4 protein-coding genes and 1 riboswitch are annotated in these 14,496 nt (G+C 64.4%); of the genes, 2 read left to right on the top strand and 2 right to left on the bottom strand.

Going from position 1 to position 14,496, the window contains the following annotated elements:
• Nucleotides 1–52 precede the first annotated feature (52 nt).
• On the top strand, nucleotides 53–1,096 hold the full coding sequence (locus HV823_RS01510; RefSeq protein ID WP_176947976.1) for a YeiH family protein: 1,044 nt from the start codon (nucleotides 53–55) through the stop codon (nucleotides 1,094–1,096).
• Between the two features lie 7 nt (nucleotides 1,097–1,103).
• Here the strand turns inward: HV823_RS01510 and metH are convergent, their stop codons facing one another.
• A complete protein-coding gene (metH, locus tag HV823_RS01505) occupies nucleotides 1,104–4,895 on the bottom strand; it encodes a methionine synthase (protein WP_176947975.1) in 3,792 nt (1,263 codons plus the stop codon).
• 83 nt (nucleotides 4,896–4,978) lie between these two features.
• Nucleotides 4,979–5,194 (bottom strand): hypothetical protein, encoded by a 216-nt coding sequence (locus tag HV823_RS01500; RefSeq protein WP_176947974.1) that lies wholly within the window; start codon nucleotides 5,192–5,194, stop codon nucleotides 4,979–4,981.
• Nucleotides 5,195–5,293: 99 nt separating this feature from the next.
• Nucleotides 5,294–5,514: riboswitch (cobalamin riboswitch) on the bottom strand.
• 442 nt (nucleotides 5,515–5,956) lie between these two features.
• Here HV823_RS01500 and HV823_RS01495 point away from each other — a divergent pair.
• Complete coding sequence (locus HV823_RS01495; protein ID WP_176947973.1) at nucleotides 5,957–14,446, top strand: glycoside hydrolase family 94 protein; 8,490 nt, start codon at nucleotides 5,957–5,959, stop codon at nucleotides 14,444–14,446.
• The last annotated feature ends 50 nt before the right edge of the window (nucleotides 14,447–14,496 follow it).

Below are 14,496 nucleotides of genomic sequence, written 5' to 3'. Positions count from 1 at the left end.
CGTACTTCATTAGTCGATGGATTGCATAATGGAATTCCATCAAACATTGTGAATGAGCAAGTTTTTTCCGTTCTCTCCCTCCGAGGTCGCTCCTGGCCGCGTCCCCGGTGTCGCGTTGTCCGTGGCGATCGCCGTACTTGCAACACTTGGGGATGTGCTCGAACGGGCGCTCGGTGGTACGGCCTGGGTCGAGGCGCTGGTGCTTGCCATCCTGCTGGGGGCCGCCGTTCGGCTGGCACTGCCTCGCCCGGCCCTGTTCGGGCCGGGGATCGAATTCAGTGCGAAATATTTTCTCGAGATCGCGATCGTGCTGCTTGGCGCCGGCGTCAGTGCGTCCGCCCTGGCCGCAATCGGTCCCGCAATGCTCGGTGCGATCGCGCTTGTCGTCTTTTGCGCGCTTGCCGCAAGCTATGGCATCGGCCGCCTGTTCGGTCTGCCGAAGCGCATGGCGGTACTGGTCGCCTGCGGCAATGCGATCTGCGGCAATTCGGCGATTGCGGCGACCGCACCGGTGATCCACGCGAAATCCGACGACGTCGCCTCTTCGATCGCGTTCACGGCGGTGCTCGGCGTGCTCACGGTGCTGCTTCTGCCGCTGCTCGTTCCGCTGCTCGGCCTCTCCTCAACCGACTACGGCGTTCTGGCCGGAATGACCGTCTATGCCGTTCCGCAGGTGCTTGCCGCCACGGCGCCGGTCTCGGTCGCAAGCGCCCAGGTGGGGATGCTGGTCAAGCTCGTCCGGGTCCTGATGCTCGGCCCGGTCGTGTTTGCGCTCTCGCTGATGGCCGCACGCGCCGGTGCCACGGGTCGCCGCCCGCCGCTTTATCGACTCGTGCCGTGGTTCATCATCGGCTTTCTGCTGATGCTGGCGGCGCGCTCGCTCGGATTTATCAGTGAACCCGCTGCGGCCGCCATGGGCCATGCATCCGGCGTGATGACGGTGGTGGCGATGGCAGCGCTCGGGCTCGGTGTCGACTTGCGCAAGGTGATGCAGGCGGGAGCGCGCGTCAGCGCCACGGTGGTGCTGTCGCTGTTGGCCCTGTTCGCCTTAAGCTACGCGATGATCTTGCTGCTTAGAGCGCTCGCGACGTCATGAGCGCCACCTATTCCGCCGCCTCCGCAACCGGCGCCGGCACGTAGTTCAGGACCGGTCCCAGCCAGCGCTCGACTTCGCTTACCGCCATGCCCTTGCGGGCGGCATAGTCCTCGACCTGGTCGCGCTCGACCTTGGCGACGCCGAAATAGTAGCTTTCGGGCGAGGCGACGTAGAGGCCGGAGACGGAGGAGCCGGGCCACATGGCGAAGCTTTCCGTGAGCGTGACGCCGATCTCCCTTTCCGCATCGAGCAGATGGAAGAGCGTCGCTTTTTCCGTGTGATCGGGCTGGGCGGGGTAGCCGGGTGCGGGGCGGATGCCGGTATAGGGTTCGCCGATCAGATCGGTCGGGCCAAACGTTTCGTCCGGTGCATAGCCCCAGAGCTCCTTGCGGACATATTCATGCATCCGCTCGGCAAAAGCCTCGGCAAAGCGGTCGGCCAGCGCCTTTACGAGGATCGAGTTGTAGTCGTCGTTCGCCCTTTCGAAGCGCTCCGCAATGGCAATCTCGCCAATGCCGGCCGTGACGACGAAGCCCCCGACATAGTCCTGCTTGCCGCTTGCCAGCGGAGCCACGAAATCGGAAAGCGCCAGATTCGGCCGTCCGTCGCGCTTGGAAAGCTGCTGGCGGAGCGTGAAGAAGGTGGCGAGTTCCCTGTTGCGCGCCTCGTCGCTGAAGAGGCGGATGTCGTCGCCGACGGCGTTGGCCGGCCAGAAGCCGACGACGGCTTTCGGCGTGAACCACTTTTCCGCGATGATCTTCTCCAGCATCGCCTGGGCGTCGGCAAAAAGCTGGCGGGCGGCAGCGCCCTGTTTCTCGTCGTCGAGGATTTTCGGATAGATGCCCTTCAGTTCCCAGGTCTGGAAGAAGGGCGTCCAGTCGATGTAGCGGGCAAGGTCGGCCAGATCCCAGTCCTGCCAGACGCGGGAGCCGAGGAAGGAAGGCGTCTTCGGCTGGTAGGCGGACCAGTCCGCCTTGAAGGCGTTGTCTCGGGCCCTTGCGAGCGGCAGACGCTGCTTTTCAGCTTCGCTCCTGGCATGGGCGTCGGCAACCTTGCGGTATTCGGCCTGCAGCGTTTCGACATAGCCGGGCTTCATTTCCGATGACAGCAGGCTGCCGACGACGCCGACGGCGCGGCTGGCGTCGGTGACATAGACCGCCTGGCCCCGGTCGTAGCGGGGGTGGATCTTGACCGCCGTGTGCACGCGGCTCGTCGTTGCGCCGCCGATCAAAAGCGGGATGTCGAAGCCCTCGCGCTCCATCTCGGCTGCGACGTGCACCATCTCGTCGAGCGAGGGCGTGATCAGGCCTGACAGGCCGATAATGTCGACCTTCTCGGCCCTCGCCGTCTCGAGGATCCTGGTCGCCGGCACCATGACGCCGAGATCGATGATCTCGTAGTTGTTGCAGGCGAGCACGACGCCGACGATGTTCTTGCCGATGTCGTGCACGTCGCCCTTGACGGTCGCCATCAGGATCTTGCCGGCACTCTGTCGTTCGCCGCTTCCACCGTTGGCCAGCTTCTCGGCCTCCATGTAGGGCAACAGCACGGCGACGGCCTGCTTCATCACGCGGGCGGATTTCACCACCTGCGGCAGGAACATCTTGCCGGCACCAAAGAGGTCGCCGACGACGTTCATGCCGGCCATCAGCGGGCCTTCGATGACGTGCAGCGGCCGTTGGGCGTTCTGCCGCGCCTCTTCCGTATCCGCCTCGACGAATTCGGTGATGCCGTTGACCAGCGCGTGCTCCAGTCGCCTCTCCACCGACCACTCGCGCCAGGCGAGATCGCGCTCCCGGGCCTCCTTGCCGGCCGCGCCCTTGAAGCGCTCGGCGATGTCCAGCAGGCGCTCGGTCGCCGTGCCGCCGCCCTTGGGCTGGCGGTTCAGCACAACGTCCTCGCAGGCCTCACGCAGCTCCGGCTCGATGGTGTCGTAGACGGCGAGCTGGCCGGCATTGACGATGCCCATGTCCATGCCCGCCTGGATGGCATGGTAGAGGAAGACGGCGTGCATCGCCTCGCGAACGGGTTCGTTGCCGCGGAAGGAGAAAGACAGGTTGGAGACGCCGCCGGAAATATGGGCGTGCGGCAGGGTGGCGGTGATCTCGGCGGTCGCCTCGATGAAGTCGACGCCGTAGTTGTCGTGCTCCTCGATGCCGGTGGCGACCGCAAAGATGTTCGGATCGAAGACGATATCCTCTGGCGCGAGCCCGGCGACTTCGGTGAGCAGCCTGTAAGCGCGGGTGCAGATCGCCACCTTGCGCGCCTTCGTATCGGCCTGGCCTTGTTCGTCGAAGGCCATGACGACGACGGCGGCGCCATAGGCGCGTACGAGCTTGGCGTGATGCAGGAAGGCCTCTTCACCCTCCTTCAGCGATATCGAGTTGACCAGCGGCTTGCCCTGGACGCATTTCAGGCCGGCCTCGATCACCTCCCATTTGGAGCTGTCGATCATCACCGGCACGCGGGCGATGTCCGGCTCTGCGGCGATCAGGTTGAGGTATTCCACCATCGCCCTGGCCGAATCGATCAGGCCTTCGTCCATGTTGATGTCGATCACCTGCGCGCCATTGGCGACCTGCTCGCGGGCAACGTCGAGGGCGGCCGCATAGTCGCCGGCGGTGATCAGCTTGCGGAACTTGGCCGAGCCGGTGACGTTGGTGCGCTCCCCGACGTTCACGAAGGGAATGGTGTCAGTCAGCGTGAAGGGCTCAAGGCCGGAAAGGCGCATGTGGCGCGGGATGTCGGGGATCTGCCGTGGCCGATGGCGGGCGGCGGCGTCCGCGATCGCCTTGATGTGCGCCGGCGTCGAGCCGCAGCAGCCGCCGACGATGTTGACGAGGCCGTCGCGCATGAACCCTTCGATCTGGGCGGCCATCTCTTCGGGCGTCTCGTCGTACTCGCCGAAGGCGTTGGGCAGTCCGGCGTTCGGATAGGCACAGACGAAGGTGTCGGCGACGGAGGAAATCTCGTCCAGATGGGCGCGCATGGCATTGGCGCCGAGCGCGCAATTCAGGCCGATCGAGAAGGGCTGCGCGTGGCGGACCGAGTTCCAGAAGGCCTCCGGCGTCTGGCCGGAAAGCGTACGGCCGGACAGGTCGGTGATGGTGCCGGAGATCATGACGGGCAGTTCGATGCCCTTTTCCTTGAACACTGCGCGGGTCGCGAAGATCGCAGCCTTGGCGTTCAGCGTGTCGAAGATCGTCTCGATCAGGATGATGTCGGCGCCGCCGTCGATCAGGCCCCGGACCTGGTCGGCATAGGCGATGCGCAGATCGTCGAAGGTGACGGCGCGGTAGCCGGGATTGTTGACGTCAGGCGATATCGAGGCGGTGCGGTTGGTCGGGCCGAGTGCGCCGGCGACGAAGCGACGCCTGCCGTCCTTTTTCTGCGCGCGCAGGCCGGCGCGGCGGGCGAGGCGCGCGCCGTCGCGGTTGAGCTCGTAGACCATCTCTTCCATGCCGTAGTCGGCCTGGGCGATGGTGGTGGAGGAGAAGGTGTTGGTCTCGAGGATATCTGCGCCGGCAAGCGCGTAGCGATAGTGGATGTCCTCGATCGCGGCGGGCTGTGTCAGCGTCAGCAGGTCGTTATTGCCCTGCTGGTGGCAGGCGCAATCGCCGAAGCGGCTGCCGCGGAAGTCGTCTTCGACCAACCCCAGCGTCTGGATTTCCGTGCCCATTGCCCCGTCGAGAACGAGAATGCGCTCGCGGGCGGCTTCGCGCAGCGCGTCTGCGATGTCCTTGCCGTTGCGGGGTGGAAGTTCAGGACCGAAAAGGTCGTCGAGGTTGGCCGATGCCATGGCAAAGCCCTCCGATGCAGCATGTCTGCATCGGAGATCACATAAAGATATGTTTATGTCAATATGCGTTTATGCGATTGTCGCTAGTGCGGTCTGCCCTTCCGTCCCGCCAGCTGCTCGAAAAAGGAGCGCAGCCGGACGATGTCCGGGTCCCGATCCTTGTAAGGCGCAAGCTTTGTCAGTTCCTTCATGGCTTCGACTGCGAGATCGGCACCGCGCGGCTGCCACAGCAGCCACGAAATGAAGACGGATTCAGGCCTGCTGGACCCGGACGGATTTGGTTCGACGGTGGCAAGCATTGATGTCCCCAATCTTCGAATTGGGGGATGACCGGACGCACGCAGGCTGATTTTCGCATCATGCGAAGCCGCGCACCCTTGGGACACCCCGCCCATGGACGTTACGAGTTCATCAGGGCAGGTCTCCTGGCTTGCGAGTCGTTGCGGCTGTCTGGCCTTCCCGGCACGGTCGATGTGCCAGTGGCTTGGGCGACAGCAGCTCGTCGCTTACAGTTGCGGGGGCAGCGCCGGCATGGATGCGTGTGACGGCATCGCACCGGCTTCCCTCTTAGCTCCCGGACCGCAATCGATCCGAAAGAACCCTGATAACCGAAACTGCCTCGGAGCAGGCCGCCGTGTCAACGCGGCATAAGGGGATATCGACCAAAAAGTCGGGTCGCGGGAACCGGGGATGCTGCACGTGCGTTCAGGCCCGGTTCACCCCCGTTCGCGTAGGGCAAGGGCCGATTTTCACAGTTTACCAATTCACGGAGCAGAGCTGCCCTTGTCTTCCAGTCTTGTTGCAACTGCCTGTCAATGCGGCTAAAAAATGCCGTCTTCATGCACCACGCGGTAGCGATGCACATGAGCGTGTCGCCTGAGCCATCGAGCGCCTTTTCGAAAGTGCAGCCTTTCGCATATCCGCCCGGAGGAGGGGCCGATGACGCGAGGGAAGACGCATGAAGTCGTCTTGGCACATGGCGGCGCACCGATGAACTCGTCCGCCTAATGCAGCCGGCCCGCGCCGGATCCCTAATTCTTGCTCGAACACAGAAAAAGCTGATGTCTCTTCACAACCGACCACAGACTTCGTCGCGCGAGGCTGAATCCAAGCAGATCGACTACAACGATTCGATCCGGGATACCTATTTCACACTCGAGGAGCTGAGCGCTTGCGGTGAGGAACTGGCGCGCAACGGCGCGAATACGCTGCCGGGCTATGCTCCGTTCGACTTCCGCGCGCGCCACCGGGAAAACGAGAAGGAGATCTTCCGCGTCTACCAGACGACGGCGCGCGACGTCGAGGCCGGCATGACGATCACGCCGGCGGCCGAATGGCTGCTCGACAATTATTACGTGGTCGAGGAAGCCGTCCAGGAAGTGCGCCGCGATTTTCCACGCCGCTTCTACCGGCAGCTGCCGACGATGAAGATCGGCGATACCGAGATTCCCAGGACGCTGGCGCTCGGCTGGCTCTACGTCGCCCACACCCAGAGCAGCGTGTCGCGCGAGAGTCTCACGGCGATCGTGGAAGGCTTCCAGAAAGTGGAGGCCTTCAAGATCGGCGAACTGTGGGCGATGCCGTCCATCATCCGCTTCATCCTGATCGAGAACCTGCGCCGCATTTCCAGCCGCGTCGAGCGGTCGCGCTCGATGCGCCGCAAGGCCAACGAGATCGCAGACGAACTTATTCGGCAGAACGACCCGGAAAAGAGTGTTGTCATTCTGCGGGAGGTCGAAGACCTCGTCGCCGACAACACGTTCGTCGCCCAGCTGCTCTACCGCCTGCGTGACGGCCTTCAGGCGTCCGGTGCCGCGATCCAGTGGCTGGAGCGTCAGATCGAGGCGCGCGGCACCGATCTGGAAGAGGTACTCGTGGCCGAACAGAACCGGCTCTCGTCCGGCAACGTCACGATGAGCAACCTGATCAAGGGGCTGCGGTCGATCGACGATACCGAATGGCCGGTCTGGGTCGAAAGCGTCAGCCGGCTGGACGCGGCGCTGCGCGAGGGGTCGGACTATACCGACCTCGATTTCGGCTCGCGCAACGCCTATCGCGACACGATCGAGAAGATGGCCCGCCGTTCCGGCAAGACGGAACTGGAGGTCACGCAGATCGCGCTCGCCATGACTGCCGAGGACGTGGCAGCCGGCAACGTCGCGGGCGCGCACGAGGCCAATGTGGGCAGCTATCTCGTCGGCAAGAAGCGCAAGCTTCTCGAAGAGCGAATAAGCTACCGCCCCTCGATCCTGCAGCGCATCGTCCGCCTCGGCCGTTCGCTCGACTGGTTTGCGATCGCCGGGCCTGCAATCCTCCTGACGCTGTTGGCGATGGTCGGGGTCTACTACTTCCTCGATCAGATGGACATTCCGGACGGTGCCTGGCTGATCATGCTGATCCTGTTCGCGCTGCCGGCTTCGGAAGGCGCGCTCGGGCTCTACAACACGCTCGTCACGCTCTGCGTGAAGCCGACGCGGCTGGTCGGCTACGAGTTCCGCGAAGGCATTCCGGAGGAAGCCCGTACACTCGTCGCCGTCCCCTGCCTGATCTCCAAGCGCGACCACGTTGACGAACTGGTGCGCAACCTCGAGGTCCACTATCTCGCCAACCCGCGCGGCGAGATCTATTTCGCCCTCGTCAGCGACTGGATCGACAGCAAGGTCGAGGAGACGCCGGAAGATCTCGAGGTGCTGGAATACGCCAAGCGCGAGATCGCGCTGCTGTCGGCCCGCTATGCCTATGACGGCCGGACCCGCTTCTATCTCCTGCATCGCCGTCGGCTGTTCAATCCGCAGGAAGGCGTGTGGATGGGCTGGGAGCGCAAGCGCGGCAAGCTTCACGAACTGAACCTTCTCCTGCGCGGTGACGGCGACACGAGCTTCCTGCCGGGCGCAAATACGGTGCCCGAGAATGTCCAGTATGTGCTGACGCTGGATTCCGACACCAGGCTGATGCGCGATGCGGCGACCAAGCTCGTCGGCAAGCTGTTCCACCCGATCAACCGGCCGCAGATCGACCCCGAGACCCAGCGGGTCGTAGCCGGCTACAGCATCCTGCAGCCGCGCGTCACTCCGTCGCTGACGACCGGCGACGACGCTTCGACCTTCCAGCGCATCTTTTCGGCCAACCGCGGCGTCGATCCGTATGTCTTCACGGTTTCGGACGTCTATCAGGACCTCGCCGACGAGGGCACGTTCACCGGCAAGGGCCTCTACCACGTCGATGCCTTCGAAGCGGCCCTGAAGGGGCGCATCGAGGAAAACACGATCCTCTCGCACGACCTTCTCGAAGGTTCCTATGCCCGCTGTGCTCTGGTCACAGACGTCGAGTTCATCGAGGATTTCCCGATCCGCTACGAGGTCGAGACGTCGCGCCAGCATCGCTGGGCGCGCGGCGACTGGCAGCTCCTGCCCTATATCTTCAAGCCGTCCAGCGGCGTTTCCATGCTCGGCCGCTGGAAGATGTACGATAATCTTCGCCGCTGCCTGATCCCCATCTGCTGGCTCGTGGCCTCGGTCATGGGCTGGTACTACATGGAGCCGCGCCAGGCGTTGATCTGGCAGCTGGTGCTGATCTTCCTCTTGTTTGTCGCACCCACGCTGTCGCTCTTCACCGGGGCGATCCCGCGCCGCAGCGACATCGTCGCGCGGGCACATCTGCAGACGATCCTTTCCGACATCCGTGCCGCGAACGCCCAGGTCGCGCTGCGCATCGTCTTCATCGCGCACCAGGCCGCGCTCATGGCGGACGCGACGGTGCGTTCGCTCTACCGCATGTTCTTCAGCCGCAAGCACATGCTGGAATGGCGGACGGCAGCGCAGGTTCACAGTTCTGCCGGCGGCGGTATCGGCTCCTACTACATCGACATGTGGCAGGCGCCCGCTCTTGCCGTCGCCGCGGTCGCGCTGGCCCTGTTCTCCAAGACGGGCGTGCCTTTCATCGCGCTCCCCTTCGTCGCCATCTGGATCCTGTCGCCGGCGATCGCCTGGTATGTGAGCCAGTCGGCCGAAACCGAGGACCGGCTGATGGTTCCGGATGACGTCGTGGTCGAGCTTCGCAAGTTCGCCCGCCGCACCTGGCGCTACTTCGAGGACTTCGTCACGGCCGAGCAGCACTTCCTGCCGCCGGACAATTTCCAGGAAACGCCGCATCCGGTGCTGGCCGAGCGAACCTCGCCGACGAATATCGGCGTCTATCTGCTGTCGGTGATTTCGGCACGCGATTTCGGCTGGATCGGCTTCGAGGAAACCGTGCGCCGGCTCGAGGAAACCGTTTCCACGATCGACAGCATGCCGAAGTTCCGTGGGCACCTCTACAACTGGTACCGCACGAACACGCTCGAAACGCTGGGACCGCGATACGTGTCGGCGGTCGACAGCGGCAATCTTGCCGGCCATCTGATCGCCGTGTCCTCGATGTGCCGCGAATGGGCCGAAGCGCCCTCGGCGCACCTGCATGGCAGCCTCGACGGTATTGGCGATGCGGCCTCGATCCTTTCCGAGACGCTGGCCGAACTGCCGGACGACCGAAAGACTGTGCGGCCGCTGCGCCGGCTGATCGAGGAGCGGATCTCCGGCTTCCACAATGCGCTGGCCGCCGTGAAGCGCGAGCACGAGTTCGCCTCGATCCGCGTGATCAACCTTGCGGTGCTTGCGCGTGACGTCAACAAGCTGATCGCCAATCTCGACCACGAGATCAAGAGCTCGCAGAGCGGCGAAGTGGTCAAATGGGCCAATGCGCTGGTCGCCAACTGCGAGGCGCATATTGCCGACAGCGTGTTCGATCTCGGCAGCATCGAGGCCCTGCGCCAGAGACTCATCGTCCTGCGCGACCGTACCCGCGACATCGCGTTCTCGATGGATTTCGGCTTCCTGTTCCGTCCCGAGCGCCGGCTGCTGTCGATCGGCTACCGCGTCGAGACGAACGAACTCGACGAGGCGTGTTACGACCTGCTGGCCTCGGAAGCGCGCCTGACCAGCCTTTTCGCCATCGCCAAGGGTGACCTGCCGACGGAGCACTGGTACAAGCTCGGCCGGCCGGTCGTGCCGATCGGCGCGCGCGGCGCGCTGGTCTCCTGGTCGGGCTCGATGTTCGAGTACCTGATGCCGCCGCTCGTCATGCAGGAGCCGCAAGGCGGCATCCTGAACCAGACCAACAATCTCATTGTGCGGGAGCAGCAGAACCACGGCAAGCGGCTCGGCACGCCCTGGGGCATCTCCGAGGCGGCGTTCAATGCCCGCGACCATGAGATGAACTACCAGTACACCAACTTTGGCGTGCCGACGCTGGGGCTGAAGCGCGGCCTCGGCCAGAACGCGGTGATCGCGCCCTACGCCTCGTTGCTGGCCACGCAATACGATCCGAAGGCGTCGCTGGAAAACCTCAACGAGCTCCGCGCGCTGGGCGCGCTCGGCATCTACGGCTTCCACGATGCAGTCGACTTCACACCGACCCGCGTGCCGGAGGGCAAGCGCTGCGCGGTGGTGCGCAACTACATGGCCCATCACCACGGCATGTCGATCGCGGCCGTTGCCAACGTGGCGTTCAACGGCGCGCTGAGGGCCCGGTTCCATTCGGATCCGGTGATCGAAGCCGCCGAACTCCTTTTGCAGGAGAAGGCGCCACGCGACATCCCGATCATCAACACCAAGCGGGAACCGGAGACGGTCGGCAGCACGCAGGCCGATCTGCTGCGCCCGGAAGTGCGGGTCATCGAAGATCCGATGAGCGAAGATCGCGAGGCGGTCTTCCTCACCAACGGCCACTACTCGGTCATGCTGACTGCAACGGGTTCGGGCTACTCGCACTGGAACGGCCAGTCGGTGACGCGCTTCAAGCCGGACCCGGTGGAGGACCGCTGGGGTACCTTCATCTTCCTGCGCGACACTGCCACCAACGACTGGTGGTCGGTCACCGCAGAGCCGAAACGGGCGGAGGGCGAAGAGACCAAGACGCAGTTCAGCGACGACAAGGCGGAATACTTCAAGACGGTCGGCACGCTTTCGAGCGAGGTCGAGTGCATCGTCGCGACCGAGCACGACGCCGAGGGGCGCCGGCTGACGCTGTTGAACACAGGTCCTGAGGACCGCTTCATCGAAGTCACCTCCTACATGGAGCCCGTCGTTGCGACCGATGACGTCGACAACGCGCATCCGCTCTTTGCGCGCATGTTCGTCAAGACGGAAATCGGTCGCCGTGGCGACGTGGTCCGCGTCGAGCGCAACAAGCGCACGCCGAGCGAGCCGGACATGTGCGTCGCGCATCTGATCGTCGACAATGCCGGTTCGCGCCGGACGGAGATCGAGACTGACCGACGCAACTTCATCGGCCGGGGCCGCAGCCTTCCGACGGCCGCTGCCTTCGACCCGGGCGTGCAGCTGTCCGGCACCGACGGCTTTACGCTCGATCCGATCGTGGCGCTGCGCCGTGTAGTGCGCGTGCCTGCCGGCAAGAAGGTCAAGGTGATCTTCTGGACCGTTGCTGCGCCGAACCGCGAGGAGCTCGATCGCGCGATCGATCGCTACAGGCACCCGGATGCGTTCAACCACGAGCTCATTCACGCCTGGACGCGCTCGCAGGTGCACCTGCGTCACATCGGCGTCAGCTCGCAGGAGGCCGCAAGCTTCCAGGCGCTCGGCCGCTATCTCGTCTATCCCGACATGCATCTGCGCGCGGATGCGGCGACCGTGCAGTCGGGCCTTGCCTCGCAGTCGGCGCTGTGGCCGCTCGCGATCTCCGGCGACTTCCCGATCTACGTCCTTCGCATCAATGACGAGGTGGATCTCGAGATCGCCCGCGAGGCCCTGCGTGCGCAGGAATACCTGCGCCATCGCGGGGTGCTGGCCGATCTCGTCATTCTCAACGAGAAGGCCTCTTCCTATGCGCAGGACATGCAGCACACGCTCGAGCAGATGTGCGAGAACCTGCGCATGCGCGGCCAGTCGGACGGCATGCGCCAGCACATCTTCGCCGTGCGGCGCGACCTGATGGAGGTTTCGACCTGGCAGACGCTGCTGGCCACCGCGCGCGCCGTGTTCCACGCCCGCAACGGCCGGCTTGCCGACCAGATCGAGCGCGCCGTCTCGATCTTCGCGATGCCGTCGACATCGGAGCAGCCGGAGGCGCGCCACGCGGCGCCGATGCCGACTGCCGCACGCAAGAGCGAGCCGGTGGCGCTCGACGGCGGCGAACTCGCCTTCTGGAACGGCTATGGCGGCTTCAACGTCGAGCGCCGTGAATATGTCATCAAGCTCCGGGGCGGCGAGGGAACGCCGCATCCGTGGATCAACGTGATTTCCAACGAGCGTTTCGGCTTCCATGTGGCCGCCGAGGGCGGCGCCTATACCTGGAGCCGGAACTCGCGCGACTACCAGATCACCCATTGGACGAACGACCCGGTGATCAACCGCCCCGGCGAAGCCTTCTATGTGAAGGATCGCGAGAGCGGTGCGGTGTTCGCACCGTTCGCAGGGCTGTCGCGCGATCCTTCGGTGCTGTTCGAGGCCTGGCATGGCCTCGGCTACTCGGCGTTTCGCACGGCCTCCGGCGGCCTGGAACTCGATCTTGTGCAGACCGTCGATTCCGAGCGGCCGGTCAAGTACTCGCGCCTGATCGTGCGCAATACCGGATCTGCCGAACGCAACCTGTCGGCATACGGCTATGTCGAGTGGGTGCTGGGCAATGCACCGGCGAAGACCGCCCCCTTCGTGCTCTGCAGCCAGGACGAGGAGACGGGTGCGATCCTTGCGACCAACCCCTACAGCCTCGACTTCTCCGGCCGTACCGCCTTCTTCGCGGTTAATGGCACAGTGGATGGCGTGACGACGAACCGGCGCGAGTTCATCGGCCGGGAAGGCGACATCGTCTTGCCCGCGATCCTCGCCAGCGGCGCGAAGCTATCCGGGACGATGGAGAGCAATGGCGCTCCCTGCGCAGCACTCGTATCGGACTTCACGCTTTCTGCCGGCGAGGAACGGGAGTTCCTGTTCGTGCTTGGCGACGGTGACGATGCGGATGCGGCGAGGGCGCTCGCAAAGGCGGTCCAGTCCGTCGTGTTCGACGAAGAGCTTGCGAAGGTGCGCAATTTCTGGAGCGATTTCACCGGCACGCTGCAGGTGGAGACTCCGGATCCGGCCCTCAACCTGATGATCAACACCTGGCTGCCCTATCAGAGCCTCGGCTGCCGTGTCATGGCGCGGTCGGCGTTCTACCAGGCAAGCGGTGCATTCGGTTTCCGCGACCAGTTGCAGGACACGCTGGCCTTCCTGACGCATCGCCCGGAACTTGCGCGCAAGCAGATCCTGAATGCGGCGTCGCGCCAGTTCCACGAAGGCGACGTGCAGCATTGGTGGCTGCCGGATTCGGGCGCGGGCGTGCGGACGATGATCTCCGACGACGTCGTCTGGCTCGCCTATGCGGTGACGGAATATTGCGGGTCGACGGGAGAGCACGGGATCCTCGATGAGAAGCTGACCTTCATCGAAGGTCCGCCACTTGCAGATGGCCAGCACGATGCGTTCTTCAAGCCCGGCCGATCGGTGGAGGCCATAGCTCTCTACGAACACTGCGCCCGGGCACTCGACCTGGCGATTCAGCGCACCGGCGAGAACGGGTTGCCGCTGATGCTCGGCGGCGACTGGAACGACGGCATGAACCGCGTCGGCGAAGCCGGGCGGGGAACGAGCGTCTGGCTCGGCTGGTTCCTGGCCGGGACCCTGCGGGCGTTTGCGCCGATTGCGCGCAAACGAGGCGACAAGCACCGTGCCGATGCCTGGCTTGCCCATCTGGAACGGCTCAAGGCGGCGCTGGAGAGCGCGGGCTGGGATGGCGCCTATTATCGCCGCGGATACTTCGACGACGGCAGCCCGCTCGGCGCAAACGGCGCCAGCGAATGCCGGATCGATTCGATCGCGCAGTCGTGGAGCGTGATGTCCGGCGAGGGAGACAAGGAGCGGGCGCGGCTCGCCATGGACGCGGTTCTCGCTGAACTCACCGACGAGAAGGACGGCATCATCAAGCTGTTCACGCCGCCCTTCATCGACGGCGCCCAGGATCCCGGTTACATCAAGGCCTACCCGCCGGGTGTGCGCGAGAACGGCGGGCAGTATACGCATGCAGCAACCTGGGTCGTCATGGCGCTTGCCATGCAGGGCAGGGCCGATGAAGCCTGGAAGTGCCTCGGTCTGCTCAATCCTATCAACCACGGCGCAACGCGCGAGGCGATCGAGACCTATCGCGTGGAGCCCTATGTCGTCGCGGCCGACGTCTACGGCGAGGGCAATCGCAAGGGGAGAGGCGGCTGGACCTGGTACACGGGCTCGGCCGGCTGGCTCTACCGCGCTGCGGTCGAGGGTATCCTCGGCATCCGCAAGGAGGCAGGCCGCCTGAAGGTCGATCCGGTGATGCCGAGCAGCTGGGAAGGCTTCTCGGCGGTTGTGACCCTGGATGGGGTTGCGCACGCGATCCGCGCAAATCGTTCCGGCAACGGGGAAATTGTCGTGAACATTGATGAAACTGTCATAAAGACTCCGCAAGAAGAGTATTCGCTCTAACTCGGATTCGGACATTGGGGCATTTCGGTTCCGGCACATGAGGCGGGGCC

It is taken from the genome of Mycoplana rhizolycopersici, from assembly GCF_013378445.1.
Classification (GTDB): domain Bacteria; phylum Pseudomonadota; class Alphaproteobacteria; order Rhizobiales; family Rhizobiaceae; genus Mycoplana; species Mycoplana rhizolycopersici.
Note: the sequence above shows the minus strand (reverse complement) of the source record. Positions and strands in the feature narration are given on the sequence as shown.

Bases quoted from the DNA above. Each gene is read 5' to 3' on its own strand.
- HV823_RS01510 (WP_176947976.1), top strand. From the start codon at position 53: ATGAGCAAGTTTTTTCCGTTCTCTCCCTCCGAGGTCGCTCCTGGCCGC.
- HV823_RS01500 (WP_176947974.1), bottom strand. From the start codon at position 5,194: ATGCTTGCCACCGTCGAACCAAATCCGTCCGGGTCCAGCAGGCCTGAA.
- metH (WP_176947975.1), bottom strand. From the start codon at position 4,895: ATGGCATCGGCCAACCTCGACGACCTTTTCGGTCCTGAACTTCCACCC.
- HV823_RS01495 (WP_176947973.1), top strand. From the start codon at position 5,957: ATGTCTCTTCACAACCGACCACAGACTTCGTCGCGCGAGGCTGAATCC.